This window comes from Bradyrhizobium erythrophlei, assembly GCF_042430365.1.
Classification (GTDB): Bacteria; Pseudomonadota; Alphaproteobacteria; order Rhizobiales; family Xanthobacteraceae; genus Bradyrhizobium; species Bradyrhizobium erythrophlei.
Map to the genome: position 1 here is coordinate 12,280 of NZ_JBHMET010000209.1, position 23,243 is coordinate 35,522.

The following is a 23,243-nucleotide window of genomic DNA, read 5'->3' on the forward strand; positions in this document are numbered from 1 at the left end:
TGAATGGTAAGTGCGCCCCCCTTGGAGGCCTGAGGCCGGTATGCGCGGGCGAACGGGCGAACCGCACCACCCGTATGCTGCCCGCTGAAAAATGGCCTGTAGCCCGGCCGGCCGAACATGAGGAGAGGTCGGTGGTCAAGAAGACGACGGAAGGCCGCCAAGTCCGCGAAGAAGCGCAAGCCGCCCCGAAGAAGGCAGCGCCGAAGACGACCCAACGCGACCGGTCGATCTCGGAGCGATTGCATGCCCTCGGCAAGGTGCGCAACGCGGCCGAGGAATTTCTCAAGATCCGACTCGAGATCGATCACGCATGCGGCAAAGGCGGCCAGCTCGCGTTCGGCGAGTTCGGCGGGCGGTTGGCGGCCGCCAAGAGTGCTTGGGAAGATGCGATCTTGAACTCGGACAACGTCACGGACTGGGTTGCAGCTGCGCGCAAGGCCGCACATCTGCCATAGGATTAGCGCGGGCGATCGGGATCGAACCGCCGAGGCGGCCCGCCCTGGCGGGCCTTTGTTGCACACGTCGCCCAAATCTGCGTGCCCGGCCCACTTCTGAGGGCCCCTCACATTGGAGGTCGCAGGATTTTTCTTGATCTCCCGGTGCGCACGTCGTGCACACGGCGCCATCTAACTAATTGAAACTTGCACTCTCGCTCCAATCCATCATGGGTGCGCAAGAAAATTTCCAACGTAAGTCATTCTCTTTTTTTGTGACCAGTCGATCCTTCAAGCGATTGGACCGACTGGCAAATCTGCCGCAGCCGAGCCAGTTTAGAGTAGTTTTTCTAGGATCATATCCGCTCCGATTAGAAGCCAAATCATCACATTTTGCAGTCTCGGTGCACACATGGTGCACACAAAAGCCCGAGTGCGCACGCCTGGCGACCCTCACCTACTCGCACTCCGATCCGACAAAGCAGATTTTCGCTGAAGCGTTCTCTTCCCCAATTCTTCGCAACTGAGCGGCGCGATGAAACGCCGAGAACGATTCACATTCAACCGAAATAAAAAAGAGCTTTGGCAATGAGGTCCACCTTGATCAAACACACCGATGACAGATCATGCGCGCCGCAACGTTGGCGTAGTTCGAGAAACGCCTCAATAGAGCGTGAGAGACATGATGAAATTGGATCACACAGCCGTCCGCACCGATGCGCGCCAGATCACAAGCACGCCGGGCGCGAGCACTCCATGACGGCGATCGATCCGATCTGGATACGTCCTGCAGAGCGTTACATTATACTGCTTCCGCAAAATGAGTATAACTCCGCGGTTCGCGCGTCGGCGATCTGGGCCAGACAGCGGCTGCGCTCTTCCCGCCTGGTCATAGGTTCAAATCGTGCCCTTGCGGCGCGCAAACGACCGGCAGTAATTCAGTTCATTGAGGCGGCGGCGCTTCAGACTGTAAAGAGGCGATCGAGACAAGCACGATCTTCAGCCGCCTGGCATCGCCAATCCATCGCGAATGACCCGACTCGAACCTACGCCTTGGTCCAAGCCGGAGCGACTCTCGGCGCTGGACGTCGGAAAGCGGGTGCGAGAAGATGCGGCCCAAGACCACGGCGCCATCGCGACGGCCGTGCTCGTGGGTGATCGGCGCAACGCGGGGATTGCCGTGCGCTGGGATGTGAAACATGTGCGCGAGTTGCCGAGCCGCCTCCAAAGGCAGGCCTATCCAGCGGAGGTCGATTAGATAGAGGAAATGGTCGGAGCAGCCCCGAAAGCGGACCACAAGAGACCGCAACGTCCACGGGTTCGATCAACACCAATGGCAGTGGAGGAAACAGATGCGACTATTATTCAGCTTTGGAGTGCGGGCGGCGTTGGCCGTGCTCGCAATGTTGCTCACGGCGCCAGCCTCACTGGCGCAGCAGCCCATAAAGATCGGGATCGTGACGCTATTGTCCGGACCTGCCGCAGGTCCTTTCGGCGTCCCCGCCCGCAATGCTGCAGAACTTACGGCCGAGTTGCTCAACGCCGGAACCGTACCGGCTCCCTATAACCAGAAGGGATTCGGCGGCATCCCGATCGAGCTCGTGATCGTCGACGAGGCCGGCGGTCCGCAGAAGCAGGTGGCTGAGTACCGCAACCTGGTGCCGAGGGTCGACATTGTCATCGGCTATATCTCGAGCGGCGATTGCCTGGCGATCGCGCCAGTCGCCGACGAGCTGAAGAAGCTCACGATCCTGTTCGATTGCGGCACACCCCGCATCTTCGAGGACGCAAGCTACAAATACGTGTTCCGCACGGGTCCCACAGGCACGATGGATAACGTGTCCGTGGCGCTGTATCTGACGGAACGCTATCCGAACGTGAAGTCGATCGCCGGCATCAACCAGAACTACGCGTGGGGTCAGGATTCGTGGGCCGACTTCGAGAACTCCATGAAGGCCCTCGTGCCCGGCATCGAGGTCAAGACCTCGCAGATGCCCAAACTGTTTGCCGGTCAGTTCGGGGCTGAGATCACCGCGCTGCTCGCCAGCGGCGCGGAGGTGATTCATTCGAGCATGTGGGGCGGAGATCTCGAGGGCTTGGTGCTGCAGGGCGCGCCGCGAGAGCTGTTCGAGAAGCACAAGGTAATCCTGTCGGCCGGCGAGCCCGCCATCAACCGGCTCGGCACGCGCATTCCCGACGGGACGATCATCGGAGCGCGGGGCCCGTTCGGGCCGTTTGCGCCGGATACAGAGCTCGCACGCTGGCTGCGGACAAGCTACCACGACCGCTACCACGTGCCGCCGAACTACGCGTCCTTCAAGATGGCGCAGGCCATCCTCGGCGTGAAGGCAGCGTATGAAAAAGCCAAAGGCACGGGCACCGCCGTGCCCGACCAAGACAAGATCATCGTCTCTTTGGAAAACCTGACCTTCGAAGCCCCCGGCGGCATGGTGAAGATGGCGCTCGGCAAGGGCCACCAAGCAATCATGGACGCGGCCGTCGGCACCACCAAGGTCGAAGGCGGGCTGCTCAAGATCGTCGACATCGTGCGTTACCCGGCCGAGAAGGTGAACCCGCCCGACGGCGTGAAGAGCGAGGCGTGGATCAAGTCCGGGCTGAAAAAGTAGCGCTTGAGGCGGCAGCCCGCGGGCCGCCGTTGCACTGATCATGACCAGCTTTGTTCCCGTCGCCTTTGACGGCATCGTCTATGCCTCCTGGCTGTTCCTGACGTCGGCCGGGCTGACGCTGATCTATGGCGTCATGCGCATCCTCAACGTCGCCCACGGCAGCCTCTATGCGCTGGGCGCGTACGCGGCCTGTACGCTGGCCGGCGCATGGCTGGGCGGAGGGCTGCCGGCGGCCGGCAGCTTTGCCATGCTGCTGCTCGCCGCCATCCTGGTCGGCGCCGTGGTCGGGCCGCTGCTGGAACGGGGCCTGCTGCAATGGATGTACGGCAAGGACGAGGTGGTGCTGGTGCTCATCACCTACGCCGTGTTCCTGATCATGGAGGACGTGATCAAGCTGGTGTGGGGCGTCGACTCGCTGCTGCTGCCGGAGCCGTACGCGCTGCCCGGGAACTTCTCGCTCGGCGGCCTTGCCTATCCCGTCTACAATCTACTGCTGATAACGATGGCGCTGCTGACGGGTCTGGCGCTCGCATGGGCGCTCTATCGCACCCGGCAGGGCAAGCTGCTGCTGGCCGTCATTCATGATCGCGAGATCAGCATGGCGATGGGGATCAACGTCAGCCGCGTCTATCTGGCGACGTTTGCCGGCGGCGCCATGCTGGCGGCGCTCGGCGGCGCGTTCACGGCGCCGACGGTGGCGGTGACACCCGCCATCGGTGTGGAAGTGATCGTGCTGGCCTTCGCGGTGGTGGTTATCGGCGGGCTCGGCAGCCTCGGCGGAGCGGCGCTCGGCGCGCTGCTGGTCGGGCTGGTACGTTCGGCGACGGTGAGCTACTGGCCCGAGGCCGAGCTGTTCTCCATCTACGCGGTGATGGCCATCGTGCTGATCGCGCGCCCGAAAGGCCTGTTCGCGGCACAGGAGACGCGCAAGATATGAAGGCGGCAATCGTTGCCCTGATCGTGCTCGCTGGGCTAGTCGGGCTGGCTCTGACCGCACCGCAATGGCTGGTGTTCATGGCCACGCTGGTGCTGGCCAAAGGCGTGGTCGTGCTCGGCCTGCTGGTGCTGATGCGCACCGGTTTGGTGTCGTTCGGGCAGGGCCTCTATTTCGGCATCGGCGCGTATGCGGCCGCGCTTCTCTCGCACCACTGGCTTGTTGCCGATGCCGCGATGATGATGCTTGCGGGCGCCATGGCAGCGGCGCTGATGGCGGCCCTGCTGGGCCTGCTGCTGGCAAGCTACCGCGACATCTTCTTTGCCATGCTGTCGCTGGCGTTCTCAATGATCCTCTATGGCCTGCTGGTGAAGAGCGCCGCACTTGGGAGCACGGACGGCTTCAATCTGCACGCGCGCACGTTCCTCGGCCTCGCGCTGCCATCCGGCACCGAGCGGCGCGCATTTCTTATTGCCGGATCGGCGTGCGCAGTGGCCGCTGCGGTGCTGCTACATGCACTCTTCGGCGGACATTGGGGCCGGCTGGCTACGGCCGTGCGTGACAACGAATTGCGCGTCTCCTATCTCGGCGCCTCGCCCTACCGCGTCGTCTACATCAATTACGTGATCGCCGGCGCGTTGGCAGGGCTTGGCGGCGCCCTGGCGGCGCTGGCGGTCGGCCATGTCGATCCGGAGATGGCCTACTGGACCACTTCCGGCGAGTTCGTGTTCATCGCCATCCTGGGCGGCACGCAGAGCATCCTGGCCCCGTTCATGGCGGCCGCCATCTTCGAGGCCCTGCGCACCGTCGCCAGCCAGTACGCGCCCAACGTCTGGCAGATGTCGTTGGGACTTGCGATGCTGGCCATCATCATGTTTCTACCGGCAGGCCTTTGGTCGCTCGTCGAACGTCGGCGGAGGTCGGCATGAGCGTCGTGCTGTCCGCGGAAGGATTGACGAAGAGCTTCGGCGCGGTCACGGCTGCAACCGACGTGAGCCTGACGTTCGACGCCGACAACATCGTGAGCCTGATCGGTGCCAACGGCGCAGGTAAGACCACCTTTCTCAATATGGTGACAGGTTACCTGAAGCCCGACAGCGGACGCATTCTGTTCGAGGAGCGCAACATCGTTGGGCTCAGTCCGCGCCAAATCACGAAGCTCGGGATCGCCCGCTCGTTCCAGATTCCGCAGCTGTTTCAAACCATGAGCGTGCAGGAGAACCTGCTGACTGCGGAGAGCATCGCCGGGGCGGCCGATCCCAAGTCGGCCACGGATGCGGCGCTTGAACGGTTTCAGCTGAGACCGTACGCGGCCCAACAGGCTGGACTGCTGCCCGAAGGTATCCGCAAGCTGCTCGATGTCGCCATGGCGCTGTCCAGCAACTCCAAGCTGTTACTGCTCGACGAGCCGACCAGCGGTGTATCGGCCGACGAGAAGTTCGCCATCATGGATGTGGTGATGGGAGCGGCACGAACGGCCGGAGTGACAGTGATCTTCGTCGAGCACGACATGGATATCGTTGCGCGCTTCGCCGGACGGGTGGTTGCCTTCTACGAGGGGGGCATCATCGGCGACGGGCCGCCCGACACCGTGCTCGGCATGAAGGACGTACGCCGCTATGTGATCGGTGAGGACACATCGTATGCTGCGGCTTGAAGGCGTCTCCGTATCTATCGGGCCGGTCGCCATTCTGCGCGGCGTGAGCCTCGACGTCGGTACTGGAGAGTTCGCGGGCCTGATCGGGCGCAACGGTGCCGGCAAGACCACCCTGCTGCGCACCATCATGGGACTGCTGCCGCCAACTTCAGGGAAACTCGATTTCGAAACCAAGGAGCTGGCCAATCTGCCCACGCATCGCCGGGCTGCTCTGGGCATCGGCTATATGCCGGAGGACAGGCGGCTGGTGCCGGGGTTGTCTGCGGAGGAGAACATCCTGCTGCCCGCTTGGGCTGCCGACATGCCGGATGCGCACGGCCAACTCGAGCATATCTACGCGACGATCCCAGAGTTGACTGCCCTGCGCAACAGGAAGGCACTGCAGCTCTCCGGCGGCCAGCAGAAGCTGGTTGCACTCGGCCGGGCTTTGATGTCGGGCCGCAAGCTGCTGCTGCTCGACGAGCCGTTCGAAGGCGTTGCACCGGTGCTCGCCCGCCGCCTAGCCGAGGTGATATCGGGACTGCGCAAATCCGGATTGTCGGTCATTCTGTCGGAGTCGAGCATGACGCACGCCCGAGGCCTGCTCGATCGAGTGTTTCTCATCGACCGTGGCTCGGTCACGGTCAGAAGTTGAAGGTGGCAGACGCCAAGCTCATTCACCGCAGACTCACAACCGCGATCGTAGCCGCGAAATACCATCACTTGATCGCTACTAACCCAGACAGCCGCCGCGGCTACCGGATTGCGCTTGATCTCGATAGTGCCTGTGTTGCCGCGGCATTTACTTCCTTGCAGTGGACTCCACTACGCTCAACATCAAGGGACACAACCTTTGCGCCAAAGTTTGGTCGAAGGCGCACGACCGCTGATTATCGCAACAGTATCCGGCATTTTTACGAGGAGCCTTGGACCCCCGCTAACGGCTTCTTGGAAGCATACCCCAACAATTTGGGGCTATTTACCAGCCCACCCCTGACCTCTTCGCTTCTATTTTCGTGGCGGCTATCAGTGGCTGGCAAAGGCTCCTGTTGGCTCGCGAGGTTCAACCGACAACAACTCGCTCAAGCAACCAGTAGGTGCCGATCGCGGCGGCGGCTAGTGAGGCGAGGCGCGGGGTGAGCTGCGCGCCCCGCCCTTGCGACATCAGGGTCAATAACGGAAGCGCAATTGCCACGAAGATGAGTTGGCCGATTTCAACGCCAGCGTTGAATCCGACAAGTCCGCGGAGTAAGGCCGCGCCCTTCAACTCGAGCTCACCGAGGGCAGAGGCAAACGCAAGTCCATGCACAAGGCCGAAACCAAAGCTCCACATCCAACGCCTGCGGTCGGGCGCGGCCGCGAATAGGTTTTCCAGCGCAACCCAGATGATGGTTGCGGCTATCAGCGGCTCAATGATGCGCTCGGGTACCTTGACAAAGCCAAGCGCTGCGAGGGTGAGCGTCACGCTGTGGGCGAGCGTGAAGGCGGTCACGATCTTCACCACTGACCAGAAGCCGCGCGCGATAGCCAGCAGCGCAAGAAGAAACAGCAAATGGTCATAGCCGGTGAGAATGTGCTCGATGCCGAGCTTCACAAAATCGAGCCAGCCGGTCGCGACGGGGCGGTCAATGTCGACGGTGGCCGTTCGCGATGTTTCGCCGAAAACAACCTGCCGCTCTCCGCCCGAGGTGCGGATGTTACCAAGGCTCTGATAGTGCTCGCCGAGAAGATCGCTCCAGTTTTCGGTGATCGTGAGGCGGCCGTGCTCAGCGTCACAGGTGAAGTCGATCTCGATCGTGGCACGGGCTTCGTTTGCGCCGGCGCCACCGATGCGCACGCGTCCCGCGCGGCAGGGTGTGCCGGTGAGATCGATCGTGACGCCCCTGCGCGCCGCTTCGGCTACCGCTTCGGCCGCCGAGCGATCGCCATTAGCAGCGGCATTCAGAATGGAAGCCGACGCCTGCGGTATTTCGGGTAGCGCAACAGAGAGCGAATAAGAGAGGCGGTCGCCCGACAACTCGATGCGCACCAGCCCTGTGGTGGTCACGTGAGCCGAGACATCGGTGCAGCACGCAAGTGCAAGCCAAAATGCCGTCCATTGTGCAAACCGTACCCTCACGGCATTTTCCCCACCTGCTCCCACTCCCCTGCGAGGAAGCCGGGCAGCAGGGCGATCTCGCGGCTTCCCTCGCGCCTGGCATAGTGCGACAGTCCGAGGACATTGGTCGCGCCGAATGAGATGGCGAAGGACGAGGTGCCACTGCCGTTGACCACGACGCGCAGCCGCGGTGGATCCAATCCGAACTGCGCGGGGTCGACGCTTGCAATCTCGTCCGCACCCAGCACGCGCTCGGGCCCCGAATTGCGAAGGAGTGTGAGCGCGGCGTCGAGCCGCGCCGCGAAGCCCGCCGTCGTCGTGCCCACTGTCGCGTGCCAGCCATCTTTTACGCGGACAAAATGCCAGCGCCCCTCGCGCGTCTCCACATCGACCTCGCGGACTTCCTGAAGCGGCATCGTCATCAGGCCCGTCGGCGTGAACGGCGCCAGCCCCGGTCCGCCGCGCCCGCCGGTCAGCGCGAGTGCCACCAGAAAACCGGTGGCACCCAGGGCGACAGCGCTCCAAATCAACCGGCTCATCGCCGCAACCACCAAATCGCGCCGCCGGCAAAGGCGATCAGCCCTGGCATCAGAAGAACCGTGAAAATGAAGATTCCGCGCATCTGCTCGCCGGTCAGCGAGACCGTCGGCAGCACCTCCACCGGCGGCTTCACGGTCGGCGCTCGCTCCTCATGCGTGAGCCAGGCGAGTGCGGCTAGCACGACGTCGGAATTGGCCAAGTACGGGAAGAACGAGTTGGAGACGAAATCGGCATCACCGGCCACGAACATACGGAATGGCGAGCTGGCCGCTTTATTCAATCCGCCTTCAGCAGCGAGCGCGATAATCCTCGATGCGCGTGGCCCGGATGCTGCGGCTGGATTGTTGCCCAGGCGGTCGGCGATGACGTAAGCCTCGGAGCTGCTGGTTGCCAGCGGCGTCACTCTGACGCCCGTTGTCGGCACTGTTTCGAGCGGGCGCGCCCCTGGATAGAACGACAGTGCCAGTCCGCGTGTGACCGGATGGACGCCATATTGCGATACGGCAATCATCTGCTCGTCGGTGAAATAGTGCTCCTTGGGATCGACGATCACGCCATTGCCGACCTTGATGCCGGCACTTGCGAGCAGCGCAGCGAGGCTTTCATCAAGCTCATAGTCGGGCTCGATCAGGAACATCGCCGAGCCTCCGCGCTCCAGATAGCGGCGCATCAGTTCGGTCTCGCCGGGAGAATAGCGGGTGCGCGGATTGGCTTCGACGACAGCGCCGCAATCGTCCGGGATCGGCTGGCCGGTCGCAAAGGAAATTTTGCGCACAGCAAGGCCGAGTTTCTCGATTGCACGTCTTAGCCGGCCGATCCCGTGCTGTTCCATCTGCACGACCGCCAACCCCGAAGCGTCGTGGCTATGCCTGTGAGCGCCTTCGAAATGCGTATGGAATTCGAAATTGTCGATGTCGTATTCGCCGTTCCCGGCGGCAAAGCAGATCATGATCTCGCGCTTGCGCAACAGACGCAGCACACCGAGCGCGATCTCGCGATCGTCTGTCGTCACAACTTCGATGCGGCGATCGCCCGACCGCAGCACGGCCGAATTGTAGGTACGCACGCCGATGCTGCTGGCGAGCGCGGGATTCTGGTCGGCGTCGATCAGGCGGACGCGAAAGTTCGCGTTCTCTCGTTCGAGCTGCCGTAGCATGGTTACGAGGGCGACCGCGCCAGGATTCTGTTTCTGATAGAAGTAGGCGACGTCGATGGGTTCGACGAGCCCGCGCACCAACTCGCCCGCTTCGGCGGAGGGCGTGAAGGCCTTTTCTCGCGTGAAATCGAGATGCGCATCGTGACGGAACAGCGCCACATTCGCGAGGATGACGACGGTGACGGCTGAAGCGACCACAAGGGCCCCGGAGACGACGCGGCTGGCAAAGCCGAGCCGGACCTGCAATCTCAAGCCCGCCGCAAACAATAGGGCCAGCGCGGCAATCACGCCGAAGAACCAGCCGATATTAATCGCCTCAGATGCCGGCATTATCGTTGCGCAAGCTTCCAGGTGGTCAGGAACAGCGCGAGCATGCTCGCGGTGACGAAATAGCCGATGTCGGAGACGAACACCGAGCCTGAGACCATCGGCTTGAAATGTCCAATCAGGGACAGGTTGATTGCGAGGCTGTCGAAGGGTGGCGAGAGCAGATAGGATACGGAATCGGCAAACCAGAGCATCAAGAAGGTGCCGATCGATAGCGCCGCAGCTACGACCTGGTTTTCGGTGATGCTCGACATCAGGAGGCCGACAGCGACCAGCAGCGAGGCATGCAGCGCGAGCGCGAGATAGCCGGCATAAATCTGTCCCAAGTCCGGCTCGCCGTAACGATTTAGGATAAGGGCATAAACGAGCGACAGCGCAAAGATGCCGAGAACGAGCGTCAGGGTGGCGGCATATTTGGCGAGCACGATCGACAGTTCCTGCACAGGCGCAGTCAAGAGCAGCTCAAGCGTCTCCGATCGCCGCTCCTCTGCAAAGGTGCGCATGGTCAGGACCGGCACCAGCAGAATCGACAGCACATACATCTGGTGAAAGATGTATTGAAGGTTGGCGACCTTGGTCGCAAACAGAGTCAGGCTGAATGTGTAGCCGAGCACGAGGAGGAAAACGGCGGCCACTGTGTAGCCGATCGGCGACGTCAGAGTCGCGTTGAGCTCCTTGGCAAAGAGAATGCGCAGCGTTCTCATGTGAGCGACAGGAACCAGGCTTCGAGGTCGGGCGTACCGGCCATCGGGCGGACGCCCAGGAGACGTCCATTGAGCAGTACCGCGACGCGGTCACAGGTCTTCTCGACTTCGTTGAGAATGTGCGAGCTCATCAACACCGTGTGGCGTCCGGCCAATGAGCGGATCAGCTGCCGCATTTCAATGATCTGGCGCGGATCAAGGCCATTGGTCGGCTCGTCGAGAACGAGGATGTCCGGATCGTGAATCAGCGCCTGGGCGAGCGCGGTCCGCTGCCGATAGCCTCGTGACAAAGCCCTCGTCGGCTTGCCGATGACAGCGGAAAGCGCGAGCCGATCGACGATGCGCTCGACGGCGCCTTTGATGTTCCGCTCAGGCACGCCGCGCAGCCGTGCCATGAAGGCCAAGAATTCTCCAACGCGCATCTGCCGGTAGAGCGGCGCCGCTTCTGGCACATAGCCGATGCGCCGACGCACCGCAAGCGAATCGCTAATGACGTTGTAGCCCGCGACCATTAAGTGGCCCGCCGATGGCAGGTGATACCCGGCAAGCAGCCGCATGAAAGTGGTCTTGCCGGAGCCGTTTGGACCCAGTAGACCAAAAACTTCACCGGCGCGGATATCGAGCGTGAGCTCCTCCAGTGCCGTGACCTGCCCGTAACGCTTGCTCACATTGACGGCGGAGATGGCCGAGGCGTTATCCGCCCGGATCAACGCATCGTTAGGCGCCGCGTCGGTTGCAGAGCTGGTCATGCAGCGTCCCGAAAAGGCGCGCCCGCGAGACAGTTAAGCCAGCGGCTCCGCTCCGGCGGCCTCGTCTTGAAGAGTCCGGCGCGGGCTTTCAGAGAGCGCACGCCGGCCTAATGCTCAATCATAGAACTCGGGCGCCTGCTTGGTGGCTTTGAAAACCTCGGGATCGTGGCCGTAGAAGATCTGGGCATTGTTGGCGTCGCGAACGAGCCGAAGGCGCTGGTAGCTGCGATAGGCATCGCTCGGATTGTACGTGCCCGGAATCGGCGGGATCAGGTTCTTGTCGAGGTTCTCTTTCAGATAGACCACGTCGCTCGTGAGAATGACGGTACCCGTCTTGGGTAATTTGACTGTCACGAACTGGCTGCCGGGGGTGTGGCCAGGAGCCCGCATCACGCGTACCGAGCCGTCATCGAACAGATCGAGGTCGCCCTCGAGGCGGATGATGTTCATCTTCTTGGTGTCGGCGAAGTCTCCCGGAATATAATAAAGCGAGTAGCCGACATCCGGCCACCACGCGGCCTTCAGTTCGTCGTTCTGGGCGACGAGGGTCGCATTCGGAAACTGACTGACGTTGCCGCCATGGTCGAGGTGCAGGTGACCGACCACGACATATTTGATGTCATCAGTCTTCAGCCCGATCTTCGCGAGCTGCGCGGGAATAGCGTCGTCCTTTGTCATCTTGAGACCAAACCCCTTGGCGAGAGGCCCCCACCAGCCATCGGGATCGGTGATCGTTTTGTCGTTGTTTCCAGTATCGATGATGACGTTGCCCTTGGGATGCTTGAGCACATAGAAGCTCACGGGAGCCCAGTCGATATTGCCTTGGCCGCCCATCTGCAGGGCTGCCTTCGGGAAGCCTCCCAACGAACCTGAGGTGAAGACGTAGAGCTTGGGGCCTTCCTGCGCGGTGGCAGCGCTCCCAAGGCCGAGCGCGATAGCTAGACTCAACGCAATCTGCTTGATCGTCATAGCGATTCCTCCTGAGCCTTCGTTTTACGGGCTGTCTTTGCAGCCACGGCTGCCTCGCCTGGCGCGGCCGAGGCGGATAGCTAGTGAGAATAGATTGAGCCCCTCCAAAAGCAAGTTGGCGCAGCGGGCCCAATCGGGAAAGTTTGGCGCGGACGGAGGCCAGAGCGGCGATGGCGGACCGGGCGGCTAAGCGGCCTGGGATCCCGAGACAGCGGCCCCCGTTGTTAGGATTCTTCACCCTTATGCCGGACAGCAGCGCCCTGCCCTATCGGCCACACAAACGCCAGTCGGGTCCCAATGCCTACAAACTAGATCAGCTTCTCAGTCGCAGGTGGGCAAGTTCGATCGCGTCGAGCCCGACGTCTACATCACGCTGCGGAACGACTGCTCAGATTTGCCTTTAATGGATTTTTCTGGATCTCCCGGTGCACACGTCGTGCACACGCCGCCCTCTAAGTAATTGAAAAAATTGAACTCTCGCTCCAATCCATCATGGGGGCAACGGAAAAGCGATAGCCTTGCAATTTCAATTACTTCGACCGTCTTTTTAAAACCATGATTGGGTCACTCGCGGCTTACCATTTGATGGTGCCATAAGGCTATCTTTCGCGCGAAAGCACTTCGTGTTCAACAAGAATGAGAACCGTGGCAACTCAGCGAGAGCCATGCGGGTCACGTGTGATGCAGCGGGAAGGACCCAGAGCCAGCCTCAGCGAGGATGATCCAACGCATCAACAAAGGGTGAAGGCCGACCACGCAGCAGACAACGCAAAGGAGAATGTCGCGCCGCCTCCCGGCTCATTTGCGGCGACTCAGCATCTCTCGACGAGCTTGCCCAGGAACTCCTCATGTTCAGGGAACTCAACCAGCGCAACTCGCCTTCGCGCCCTCCGCCCCTCGTTCGGTTGCTTCGTGGGCGCTGTTGTTCTCTTCCCTTCCTAATCACGGCGTCGTCGTACCCACCACTCCGCAAGCTCGTCCCGGAAGACGAGGTCTATCGGGCGCATGCGGCTCGTCACGACAAGAAAGCTTTGTCCTTGTTCGCTGAGACGCCAAAGAGCGCTGCTCAACGTGTCGTGAACCGAGCAATAAGCTACGTCTTGATCAGTAGCGGTGTCACCGACTGCCTGATCGAACGCCGCCTGATGATGCCTAGCAATCGCTGCGATGAGGCTCGCCTCGCAGACCACGCCACAGAAGGTGCCGTCCGCTCGGACAACCATCGCCGCCTCGCGCTCTAACTCCATAAGACGTGAGACGGCAGAGCGCACGGAAAGAAGTGCAGGCACAATTGGCGTCGGCCCTTTACGGAGGAGAAGAAGCTCTCCAACATGCATCATGATTCTCCTCGGAAGACGTGCGTTGGCTGATCGCGAGGTCAGAACCGCACGGTCGAGATGATTCACATCGCAAGCCCGGCATCGGCGGCAGGCATCCCGGTGTCTGGCATAGGGAAGCCGGATTCGCCTTCCCTTGTTGTCAGTCCTAGATCTTTCCGGTACTAGGTCGCGCCGGCTAGTCGTTTCAGCCAACTCTTTGCGCCACCGCTGGCGTGCTCAGCAGGCTCTGCGGGTCCCCCAACGACCGCCGCGAACGAAGCAAAGAACTCGCCGGCGAGTTTCCTGGCAGTCGAATCGATCAGGCGCGAGCCAAGTTGTGCGAGCTTGCCGCCGATCTGCGCATCGACGTCATAATGCAGCACCGTGACATCGGGGCTCTCCGATTCGAGGCGCACCAAGGCCCCCCCCTTGGCGAAGCCGGCGACCCCGCCGGAGCCTTCCCCCGAAATGCGATAGCTGTTGGGCGGATCGAGGTCGGACAGCGTCACCTTCCCGCCGAAGGTCGCCTTGACCGGCCCGACCTTGAAAACGACGGTCGCGGTCATCTCGTTCGGACCAGACGCTTCGAGCGACTGACAGCCAGGAATGCATTGCTTCAGCACCTCAGGGTCGTTGAGCGCCGCCCACACCTTTTCACGCGACGCGGGAATGCGCTGGCTGTCGTTCATCTGCATGATTTGTCCTCGTTTCTACTTGCTCGAACCAATTTGGCCGCGCGTTGGCCGCGCCGGCGTACCTGCGTGATCTCGGCTAGGATCGACATGGCGATCTCCTCTGGCGTGATAGCGCCGAGATCGAGACCTGCCGGTGCCTTGATGCGATCGATCGCGGTGGCCTCCACGCCTTCGGCAATCAGCTTGGCACGCAGGGCCGCCATCTTGCGGCGGCTGCCGACGAAGGCGTGATAGGCGGCCTCAGTCGCCACTGCCGCGCGCAACGCGGCCTCGTCGCCCTTGCTTTGCGTCGACACCACAACAAAGCGCTTCGCCTCATTGAGCTCGCCCAGCCCATAGCCGTCGATGATCGTGTCGGCATCCGGCGAGGCGGTGAGATCCGCGGACGGCGCCGCAAGCGTGACGTGATAGCCGAGCGTGCGCGCCTGCCCGGCCAGCGACAGCGCGACCGGGCTCGCGCCGAGAATGACGAGCGAGGGATGCGGCAGCACCGGCTCGACGAAGATGTCCATGGTGCCCTTGCTCGGGCACATGTTGCTCGCAAAGCGGATGCCTTCGCGGCTCTCGCCGGGTTTGACACCAAGCTCGGCGAGCAGATTTTCCGGCTGCACCGAGACCATGCGCGGCTCGCCGTCCTCGAGCGCCTCGCGCGCCGCTTTCAGCACGGCGCCGCGGGCGCAGCCGCCGCCGATCCAGCCCGCAACGATCGTGCCGTCAGCCGCGATGATCGCTTTCGCGCCGGCCTTCGCCGCCGTCACCGACACCGTGCGCACGACGGTCGCGAGCACGAAGGCGCGCTCGGCGGCCTTCATCTGCGCCACCAGATCCAGCACTTCGACATGAGCAGTCATCGGCGCCTCCTGTTAGAGTTTCGCCAGATAGGGTTCGAGCTCCCGCAGGCTCTTCAACGTATTGGCGGGCGCATAGAGGTCGACATGAGGCAGCGCGGCCTTGATGCCCCTGGCCTCGGGCGCGTAGCCCTGCCAAGCCATCATCGGATTGAGCCAGACGATGCGGCGGCAGCGCCGAGCCAGCGCCGCCATTTCTCGTCCGAGCAATTCGGCATCGCCGGTCTCGTAGCCGTCGGACACGATCATCACGCAACTGCGCGAATGGATCACGCGCGCCGCGTGCCAACGGTTGAAGCTTTGCAGGCTCTCGCCGATCCTGGTCCCGCCGCCCGCGCCCTGTGCCATGATTGAGAGGCGATCCAGCGCGCGACCTGCGTCCTTCTCCTTCATCGCATCGGACACGTAGGCGAGGCGGGTGTGGAACAGGAACGCCTCGGCCTCATGGAATTCATCGAGCACGCCGTGGATGAAGCGCAGAAATACGGACGTGTACATGCTCATCGAGCCGGAGGCGTCGAGCAGCACGATCAGCCGCAGCGGCTTGTCCTTGCGCTGCCGTTTCACGAGGCTGATCGGCACGCCGCCATGGCTGATGTTGCGGTGGATGGTTCGCCGGAGATCGAGCCGGTAGCCGCGCCGACGCGCGAGATCGCGGCGCGTCAACCGCGTGCGCATGACTTTCGCGAGCTGCGCCGCAGCTTCATGGGCCTGAGCGACCTGATCGGGATCGGCGAAGTTCCGAAAATCGACCTCGGCGAGATTTTCGGCGCGCGAGGCGCCTTCCATGCGTCCCTCGCCGCCGGCCGCCTCCGGCGCATTGTCAGATGACGGAATCTGGTCGGTAGCGGGTCGGCTGTCGCCCTGCTCCGGCCTCGCATCCTGCAAGCTCTTCAGCGATGGGCTATTGGCTCCTTTGGCCGACCCGATGGTCCGCGATCGCGAGCGCACGCGCTTGCCCAGCCAGAACGCGTCGAACAGTCCGTCGAACTTTTCCCAGTCGGATTTGCGTGCCGAGAACAAGTGTTTGAACGCCGAGCGCAACAAGCCCGGCCGCGCCGCGTAGCCCGCCGACATCAAGGCGGCGGCATCGCGCCCTTCCGCCAGTCCGATTCGAAAGCCGGCGTCGCGCAACGTGCGAAGAAAAGCAGCGAGCTTTTTGGAGACGAGACGAGAGACCTCATTGAGGTCGTCGAAGTCGGGGCTGGAGCCGCAACAGCTCATGCGACCCTCCCGAGCAGGCGCTGCGCCACTTCCGGCGTGACGCGGGCGCGATCCTCATGTGTCTTCAAGAGACAAATCAACGTCTCGAGCACGGTTTCGGGCGCATCATGGAGGTCCCGGATGTCGAGCCCGACCAGCGCAGCCGCCCAGTCCAGCGTCTCCGCAACTCCCGGCACCTTCCGCAACTCCTCTTTCCGGACACTCTCGACCATGCGCGCAATCTGAAGCGACAGCGACGGGCTCGCGCCCGCGATCCGCGCCAGGATGATGCGGGCCTCGCGGTCGACATCGGGATAGTCGACATAGTGGTAGAGGCAGCGCCGGCGCAGCGCATCGGAGAGCTCGCGCGTGCCGTTCGAGGTCAACACCACATGGGGGATAGTGATGGCCGGGATCGTTCCGAGTTCGGGGATCGAGACCTGGAAGTCGGACAATAGCTCGAGCAGGAACGCCTCGAACTCGTCGTCGGCGCGATCGATTTCGTCGATCAACAACACCGGCGGGTGCGGGCGGCGGATCGCAGCGAGCAGCGGCCGTTCCAGCAGATATTTCTCCGAGAAGATCTGATCCTCAATCTCCCCGGCATCGCCGCGATGCGCCTGGATTGCCAGCAATTGCCGCTGGTAATTCCATTCATAGAGCGCGGACGACTGATCAAGCCCCTCATAGCATTGCAGGCGGATCAGTTCGGTCGCATGCACCTTTGAAAGCGCTTTCGCGACCTCGGTCTTGCCGACACCCGCTTCGCCTTCGAGGAGTAGCGGACGCCGCAACAATTGCATCAGCGATATCGCAGTCGCCAGGTCCGCGTCGGCAATATAGCCGGCCGCGGCCAAGGCTTGCGCGATCTCGTCGCGGCCCTTCATGGCTACGCGACCGCTCCCAATTCCTTCGCGGCCTTCCAGTTGCGCCAGTAGTCATGCGGCATCTGGATGTGCGTCGAGCCGAGGAACGAGAACGCGTCGTTGACGGCATTGGAGAAGGCCGGCACGCCGCCGACGTTCGGGCTTTCGCCGACGCCCTTGGCGCCGATCGGATGATGCGGCGACGGCGTGACGGTGAAATCGGTTTCCCAATGCGGCGTCTCGACCGCAGTCGGCATGAAAAAGTCCATGAACGAGCCGGTGACGACGTTGCCGGCCTCGTCGTAACGGATCTCCTGGCCCATCGCGATCGCGAACGCTTCGGTCAGACCGCCATGCACCTGGCCTTCGATGATCATCGGGTTGATGCGAGTGCCGCAATCATCCAGCGCATAAAAGCGCCGGACCTTGTACACGCCCGTATCGACGTCGATGTCCATCACGCAGAGATAGGCGCCGAACGGATAGGTCATATTGGGCGGATCGTAATAGCTCACCGCCTCCAGCCCCGGCTCCATGCCGGGCGGTACGGAATTGTATGCCGCCCAACAAATGTCCTTCATCGACAAGAATCTCTCCGGCAGACCCTTCACACGGAAGCCATCAATGTCCCATTCGAGGTCGTCCTCGTGGACTTCCAGCTTGTATGCCGCGATCATCTGCGCTTTGGACTTGATCTTTCGCGCGGCCATGGCGATGGCGGCGCCCGCCACGGGCGTGGAGCGCGAGCCGTAGGTGCCGAGCCCGTAGGGTGCGGTGTCGGTGTTGCCCTCCTCGACCTGGATGTTGTCGGCCGGAATGCCGATCTCGGTCGCGATGATCTGGGCCCAGGTGGTCTCGTGCCCCTGGCCCTGGCTCTTCGTTCCCATGCGCGCGACGCCGGTTCCGGTCGGATGCAAGCGGATCTCGCAGGAATCGAACATCGCGATCCCCAGGATGTCGCAGTTCTTGGAAGGACCAGCGCCGACGATTTCGGTGAAGAACGAAACCCCGAGCCCCATGATCTCGCGGGTCTCGCCGCGCTTGAAGGCCGCGCGCTTCTCCGCCTGCTCTTTCCGGAGCGCGGCGTAATTCGTCGTCTCCATCATCTTGCGCATAGCGGTATGGTAATCGCCGGAATCGTATTCCCAGCCCAGGGCCGAGTGATAGGGGAACTGCTCCGGCTTGATGAAGTTCTTCAGGCGAAGCTCGGCGGGATCCATGTTGAGCTTCTGCGCCAGGATGTCCATGGCGCGCTCGATGCAGTAGGCGGCCTCGGTGACGCGGAACGAGCAGCGGTAGGCGACGCCGCCCGGCGCCTTGTTGGTGTAGACGCCGTCGACCGCGAGGTGTGCGGTCGGGAAGTCATAGGAGCCGGTGACAATGTTGAAGAAGCCGGCCGGCCATTTCGACGGGTCGGCGCAGGCGTCGAACGCGCCGTGATCGGCGAGCACATGGACGCGCAGGCCCGTGACCTTGCCGTCTTTGGTCGCCGCGATCTCGGTCGTCATATGGTAGTCGCGCGCAAACGACGTCGCGGTCAGGTTCTCAATGCGGTCCTCGACCCATTTCACCGGCTTGCCGGTGACAATCGAGGCAACGGCCGCACAGATGTAGCCGGGATAGGCGCCGACCTTGTTGCCAAAGCCACCGCCGATGTCGGGCGAGATCACATGGATCTTCTGCTCCGGCAGCTTTGCAATCAGCGACACCACGGTGCGGATCACATGCGGCGCCTGGAAGGTGCCCCAGATCGTCAGCTCGCCCTTGATCTTGTCGAAGGAGCAGACGCATTGGCAGGTCTCGAGGGGCGACGGATGGGTGCGGTGATAGGCGATCATCTCCTTGATCGTGACGTCGGCCTTCTTGAAAGCAGCGTCCGTCAGCTCCCTATCGCCCACCGTCCATTCGAAAATGTGATTGTGGTGCTTGCGCGGCCCGTGCGCGCCGGTGGTCTTGCCGGCGAGGTCTTCGCGCAACACCGGCGCATCGGGATCCATCGACTTGAACGGGTCGACCAGTGGCGGCAGCGGTTCGTATTCGACCACGACCTTGTTGATGCCGTCGTCGGCCGCATAACGGTCGGTCGCGACTACGAACGCGACCTCCTGATTCTGGAACAGCACCTTACCATCGGCCAAGACCATCTGCACGTCGCCCGCAAGCGTCGGCATCCAGGCGAGGTTGACGGTCTTCAACGTCTCGGCGGTGATGACCGCGAGCACGCCGGGGACTTTCAGTGCCTCGCTGTCGTCGATCTTCTTGACGCGCGCGTGCGGGTGCGGCGAGCGTACGAAGTCGCCATGCAGCATACCCGGCAGCTTCACGTCGTCGACATAGTTGCCCTTGCCTTGCGTGAAGCGGATGTCTTCGACGCGCTTGCGCTTGCAGCCCATGCCTTCGAGTGCGGCTGCGCGTTGGTCCCGCGTGGGAGTCATATCGTTCATTCCGCGGCCTCCTTGAATTCGATGCCATTGAGCTTGGCAGCTGCGTATTGGATCGCCTTGACGATGTTCTGGTAACCCGTACAGCGGCAGATGTTGCCGGAGATGCCCATCCTGATTTCCTCTTCGGATGGCGAGGGATTCTCCTTCAGCAGCCGATGCGCCCGCATGATCATGCCGGGCGTGCAGAAGCCGCATTGCAGGCCGTGCATCATGCGGAACCCCTCCTGCAAGACCGACAGCGAGCCGTCGGCATTGGCCATGCCCTCGATCGTGGTGATCTCGGAGCCGTTGGCCTGGACTGCGAACATCGTGCAGGACTTCACGGACATGCCGTCAATATCGACGGTGCAGGCGCCGCAATGAGTGGTCTCGCATCCGATATGGGTGCCGGTCATCTGCAGGTTCTCGCGGATGAAGTGCACCAGCAGCGTGCGCGGCTCGACAAGCCCCTCGACCTCGGCGCCATTCACTTTCATGGTCACATGTGTCTTTGCCATTGATCCCTCCCTAGCGCGCGCGGCTCGCGGCGCGTTGCAGCGCCCGCGTCACCATGATGCCGCCGACATGTTTGCGGTATTCGACCGGGCCACGGGCATCCGCGGCCGGCGACATGATGGCTTGTGCGGCAGCGGCAGCGTTCTTCAGCGCGGCCGCATCGAAACTTGTGCCGATCACGGCCTTCGCGGCATCCGCGGCAAGCAGAGGCGTCTCGTGCACGTTGGTGAGACCGATGGCGCAGCTCGCGACCTTGCCGCCTGCCATGGTCAGCACCACAGCGGCTGCCGCGGTCGCGTAGTCGCCGACCTTCCGCTTAAGCTTTTCGTACGCGTAGCCATGGCCCGCCGCCGGCACGGAGACGGAGACCGCCGTCAGGATCTCGCCAGGCTCGAGCGCGGTAAAATAGGCCCCCTGATAGAAATCGACCGCCTTCACCTCGCGGGCGCCGCCGGGGCCTTCGAGGCGATAGGTCGCATCCAGGGTCATCATTAACGCCGGCATGTCATTGCCGGGATCGCCATTGGCGACATTGCCGCCGATCGTGCCGCGGTAGCGCACTTGGGGATCGGCGATCAGAAGCGCCGCCTCGTGCAGGATCGGCACCGATCTGGCGACCTCTTCAGAGGCGAGCAAATCGTGCTGGGTGGTCATGGCACCGATGACGAGATTGTTGCCGTCACGGCGTATGCCCTTCAACCCGGCGATGCCATGCAGGTCGACCAGGTGGGCGGGGCTGGCAAGGCGGAGTTTCATCATCGGCACCAGGCTATGCCCCCCGGCCAGCGGTCTGGCATCTTCGCCGAGATCGGAAAGCAGTTTGACTGCATCGGCCAGGCTGGCCGGCCGGTGATAGCTGAATGAACCCGGAATCATCGTTTCCTCCGATCGTCCTTTGCGCATCGAGGCGCGGACGTTGGGCGGACGGTCGCTCTCGGAGAGACGAGCCGCAATCATTCGGGCACGGATGAGGGGATTTCGCACGAAATGCGCGCCAGTGCGCACGAAATGCGTCAGCTTGCGCGACCTATGGGCGTGGTTACCCTTCGACCCTCTCCTGCGAGCGGACGAGATCGACGCGCAAAGTGCGACGGCTAAGGGCTCTCCACTCGGGCATTTGAATCGCCGAGGCCCCCACCCCCACCCTCCCGCAAGCGGGAGAGGGAGCGCACCTTCAGTGGAGCGACGGCTCTAAGCATGACGTCGCGTCGCCAGCCCCAGCCTTGCCTTCACCTCGGCGACTTTGGCGCGGCTCACGGGGACTCGGTGGGGTGACGGGCCGTCAAGCTCGATGACGGCGCCATCGCCTTCCTTGCGCACGAAGGTGACATGGGGGATCGCGACGATGTGGCTGCGGTGCACCCGGATGAACAGGCTCGGATCGAGCTGCGCTTCGGCCTCCGAGATCGACCACGGGCACATCCGCTCGCGGGTGCCGTCATGCACCCGTGTGTAATGCGCATCGGCGCGGACGCTGCGCACGTCGGCCGTGTCTATAAAGTGCGTGCCATCGGCGCCTTCGACCGGCAGACGCGGAGCGGGCGCGGCGCGCGGTGGCTGGCCAACGCCGCCAAGCGGCGCCGACATCGGCCGCGGGAATGTGGCCGCCGGCAGAACGGGCTCGGGGGCAAGCGCTGCTGTCGGCGCCATTACATCGCCCGCCATCGCCGGCACCAGCGTCTGCCGCCGTGGATCCGGCACCAGCGAGAGCAAAAAGCCCGCTGCGATGACGAAGCAAAGCACGGCCACGACAATTGAGAGGATTTGCTGCGACGCGGCAAGGCTGCCGCCGAGATGCCGGTGCACCTCGCCGGCAAGCGGCACGAAATGCATGCCGTGCATCGCAGTATAGTGCATGCCGGACACCGCAATCCCAAAGGCGATCGAACTCACGATCAAGCGCAAACCTTCCTGCTGCGCCAGGAAGGCGCGCAAGCCGCCATAGGCCGTGACAATCGCGACCAGAACCGACAGCAGCACCATCGATCCGTCGTGCTCGATGGCAAAGGGCCCGGAGAGGCCGTGAATTCCAACATAGTGCATGCTGACGATGCCGGTGCCGAGCAGCACGGCCGACGACACCACCCGCTTCAGTGACGGCTCGCCAATGCTCACGAAGAACAGGGAGATACCGACCACCAGCGCGCAGATCAGGAACGAGATGATCGTGGGCAGGATCAGATAGACGGTGTCCGGCGGCAGCGGCGCTGCCAACATGCCGACGAAATGCATGGTCCAGATGCCGACGGCCAAAAACGCCGCCGCACCCGCGAGCAATACGCGATTGCTGACGCCCTGCACGTTGCGGATGCGAGCAGCAAGCGCGAAGCCGGTATAGCCACCCAGGACCGCGACTGCCACCGAGAGGGCGACGAGATAGGGATCGTGTCCTTCGAACATGATCTTATCGGCCGATCCGTCTCCACGAAGCGGCCTGCTCCTAACTTCTACATAGCCGGGCGGACGCTGCCAGTCCACAGTCCCAGCTTCTCGGAGCAGTCCCCGCACGGCCCGCAGTTCAGAACGCCACGGAGGAAAGGCTCGATCACCACGCGCAGCCCTGCCGCCCAACGGCGCCACATCGGACATAAGGAAATCATACTGCCGGCAGTGCCACAACTAGTGGCAGATGGCGCGGGAAGCTCGGCGACACGCCGAAGGCTCTAGGTGGTGTGGACACTTACCGCAGCCAGAGAATGATGGCTGCGAGGGTGACGACCGCGCGATAATTTCGAGCGGTCTTTTCGAAGCGGGTTGCGACGCGGCGGAATTGCTTGAGCTTTGAGAAGCAGCATTCGATGAGATGGCGCTGGGCATAGAGATGCTTGTCGAGCGGGTATTTGAGGGCGCGTGACGGGTTGTTGGGGATGACGGCGAGCGCGCCCTTGGCGGCGATGGCCTGGCGCAAGTGATCGGCGTCATAGGCCGTGTCGCCCATGACGACCTCGGCAGGCACCCCCTCGATCAATGCGGCGGCTTGCGGTGCATCGCCCTTCTGACCTGCGGTCAGCGTGAACCGCACGGGACATCCCAACCCCCGAACGGCCATATGAATCTTGGTGCTTAGACCACCGCGCGAGCGGCCAAGTGCTTGATCTTCAGGCCCCCTTTTTTCGCCCCGGCAGCATGCTGATGGGCGCGGACGATGGTGGAATCGACGATCAAGTATTCGAAGTCAGGATCATCGGACATCGCCTCA

At 62.7% G+C, this 23,243-nt stretch carries 21 protein-coding genes and 1 pseudogene; 6 read left to right on the forward strand and 16 right to left on the reverse strand.

Annotated elements, in window-relative coordinates; genetic code table 11:
- The 6 genes from ACFFWD_RS29605 to ACFFWD_RS29630 form a co-directional block, all read left to right on the forward strand.
- The coding region (locus ACFFWD_RS29605) for a hypothetical protein (protein ID WP_376971360.1) at window positions 1–455 on the forward strand (455 nt) is incomplete at its 5' end.
- Between the two features lie 1,331 nt (window positions 456–1,786).
- On the forward strand, window positions 1,787–3,061 hold the full coding sequence (locus ACFFWD_RS29610) for an ABC transporter substrate-binding protein (RefSeq protein ID WP_376971362.1): 1,275 nt from the start codon (window positions 1,787–1,789) through the stop codon (window positions 3,059–3,061).
- A 40-nt stretch (window positions 3,062–3,101) separates the two neighbouring features.
- Window positions 3,102–3,998, forward strand: coding sequence for a branched-chain amino acid ABC transporter permease (locus tag ACFFWD_RS29615; RefSeq protein WP_376971364.1), 897 nt, complete (start codon window positions 3,102–3,104; stop codon window positions 3,996–3,998).
- Complete coding sequence (locus tag ACFFWD_RS29620) at window positions 3,995–4,924, forward strand: branched-chain amino acid ABC transporter permease (RefSeq protein WP_376971366.1); 930 nt, start codon at window positions 3,995–3,997, stop codon at window positions 4,922–4,924. Before ACFFWD_RS29615 ends, ACFFWD_RS29620 begins: the two co-directional genes overlap by 4 nt.
- Window positions 4,921–5,652: an ABC transporter ATP-binding protein gene (locus tag ACFFWD_RS29625; RefSeq protein ID WP_376971368.1), complete on the forward strand. Its 732-nt coding sequence runs from the start codon at window positions 4,921–4,923 to the stop codon at window positions 5,650–5,652. Before ACFFWD_RS29620 ends, ACFFWD_RS29625 begins: the two co-directional genes overlap by 4 nt.
- Window positions 5,639–6,286: an ABC transporter ATP-binding protein gene (locus ACFFWD_RS29630; protein ID WP_376971370.1), complete on the forward strand. Its 648-nt coding sequence runs from the start codon at window positions 5,639–5,641 to the stop codon at window positions 6,284–6,286. The genes ACFFWD_RS29625 and ACFFWD_RS29630 overlap by 14 nt, the downstream gene beginning before the upstream one ends.
- Before the next feature lie 408 nt (window positions 6,287–6,694).
- Here the strand turns inward: ACFFWD_RS29630 and ACFFWD_RS29635 are convergent, their stop codons facing one another.
- The 16 genes and pseudogenes from ACFFWD_RS29635 to ACFFWD_RS29710 all read right to left on the reverse strand — a co-directional run.
- The gene (locus tag ACFFWD_RS29635; RefSeq protein ID WP_376971372.1) at window positions 6,695–7,678 is read right to left on the reverse strand and encodes a HupE/UreJ family protein; all 984 of its coding nucleotides are present in this window, start codon (window positions 7,676–7,678) and stop codon (window positions 6,695–6,697) included.
- A gap of 68 nt (window positions 7,679–7,746) precedes the next feature.
- Window positions 7,747–8,268 (reverse strand): hypothetical protein, encoded by a 522-nt coding sequence (locus tag ACFFWD_RS29640; protein ID WP_376971374.1) that lies wholly within the window; start codon window positions 8,266–8,268, stop codon window positions 7,747–7,749.
- The gene (locus ACFFWD_RS29645) at window positions 8,265–9,755 is read right to left on the reverse strand and encodes a GldG family protein (protein ID WP_376971376.1); all 1,491 of its coding nucleotides are present in this window, start codon (window positions 9,753–9,755) and stop codon (window positions 8,265–8,267) included. The genes ACFFWD_RS29640 and ACFFWD_RS29645 overlap by 4 nt, the downstream gene beginning before the upstream one ends.
- Window positions 9,755–10,456 carry an ABC transporter permease gene (locus ACFFWD_RS29650; RefSeq protein ID WP_376971378.1) on the reverse strand — a complete coding sequence of 234 codons (702 nt, stop codon included), beginning with the start codon at window positions 10,454–10,456 and terminating at the stop codon, window positions 9,755–9,757. The genes ACFFWD_RS29645 and ACFFWD_RS29650 overlap by 1 nt, the downstream gene beginning before the upstream one ends.
- The gene (locus ACFFWD_RS29655; RefSeq protein WP_376971380.1) at window positions 10,453–11,205 is read right to left on the reverse strand and encodes an ABC transporter ATP-binding protein; all 753 of its coding nucleotides are present in this window, start codon (window positions 11,203–11,205) and stop codon (window positions 10,453–10,455) included. The genes ACFFWD_RS29650 and ACFFWD_RS29655 overlap by 4 nt, the downstream gene beginning before the upstream one ends.
- Before the next feature lie 114 nt (window positions 11,206–11,319).
- A complete protein-coding gene (locus ACFFWD_RS29660; RefSeq protein WP_376971382.1) occupies window positions 11,320–12,174 on the reverse strand; it encodes an N-acyl homoserine lactonase family protein in 855 nt (284 codons plus the stop codon).
- A 938-nt stretch (window positions 12,175–13,112) separates the two neighbouring features.
- Window positions 13,113–13,514 carry a hypothetical protein gene (locus ACFFWD_RS29665; protein WP_376971384.1) on the reverse strand — a complete coding sequence of 134 codons (402 nt, stop codon included), beginning with the start codon at window positions 13,512–13,514 and terminating at the stop codon, window positions 13,113–13,115.
- Window positions 13,515–13,675: 161 nt separating this feature from the next.
- On the reverse strand, window positions 13,676–14,188 hold the full coding sequence (locus ACFFWD_RS29670) for an SRPBCC family protein (protein WP_376971386.1): 513 nt from the start codon (window positions 14,186–14,188) through the stop codon (window positions 13,676–13,678).
- Entirely contained in the window at window positions 14,179–15,039 is an 861-nt protein-coding gene (locus ACFFWD_RS29675; RefSeq protein WP_376971388.1) for an XdhC family protein, read from the reverse strand. The genes ACFFWD_RS29670 and ACFFWD_RS29675 overlap by 10 nt, the downstream gene beginning before the upstream one ends.
- Window positions 15,040–15,051: 12 nt before the next feature.
- A complete protein-coding gene (locus ACFFWD_RS29680; protein ID WP_376971390.1) occupies window positions 15,052–16,260 on the reverse strand; it encodes a vWA domain-containing protein in 1,209 nt (402 codons plus the stop codon).
- A complete protein-coding gene (locus ACFFWD_RS29685; protein WP_376971392.1) occupies window positions 16,257–17,126 on the reverse strand; it encodes an AAA family ATPase in 870 nt (289 codons plus the stop codon). The genes ACFFWD_RS29680 and ACFFWD_RS29685 overlap by 4 nt, the downstream gene beginning before the upstream one ends.
- Before the next feature lie 2 nt (window positions 17,127–17,128).
- Window positions 17,129–19,549, reverse strand: coding sequence for an aerobic carbon-monoxide dehydrogenase large subunit (locus ACFFWD_RS29690; RefSeq protein WP_376971394.1), 2,421 nt, complete (start codon window positions 19,547–19,549; stop codon window positions 17,129–17,131).
- Window positions 19,546–20,046, reverse strand: a complete 501-nt coding sequence (locus tag ACFFWD_RS29695; RefSeq protein ID WP_376971396.1) for a (2Fe-2S)-binding protein — start codon at window positions 20,044–20,046, stop codon at window positions 19,546–19,548. Before ACFFWD_RS29695 ends, ACFFWD_RS29690 begins: the two co-directional genes overlap by 4 nt.
- A gap of 10 nt (window positions 20,047–20,056) precedes the next feature.
- Window positions 20,057–20,920 (reverse strand): FAD binding domain-containing protein, encoded by an 864-nt coding sequence (locus ACFFWD_RS29700; protein ID WP_376971398.1) that lies wholly within the window; start codon window positions 20,918–20,920, stop codon window positions 20,057–20,059.
- A 315-nt stretch (window positions 20,921–21,235) separates the two neighbouring features.
- The gene (locus tag ACFFWD_RS29705) at window positions 21,236–22,444 is read right to left on the reverse strand and encodes an MHYT domain-containing protein (protein ID WP_376971400.1); all 1,209 of its coding nucleotides are present in this window, start codon (window positions 22,442–22,444) and stop codon (window positions 21,236–21,238) included.
- Between the two features lie 280 nt (window positions 22,445–22,724).
- Window positions 22,725–23,243: pseudogene (locus ACFFWD_RS29710) on the reverse strand (IS5 family transposase); the annotation flags it as partial.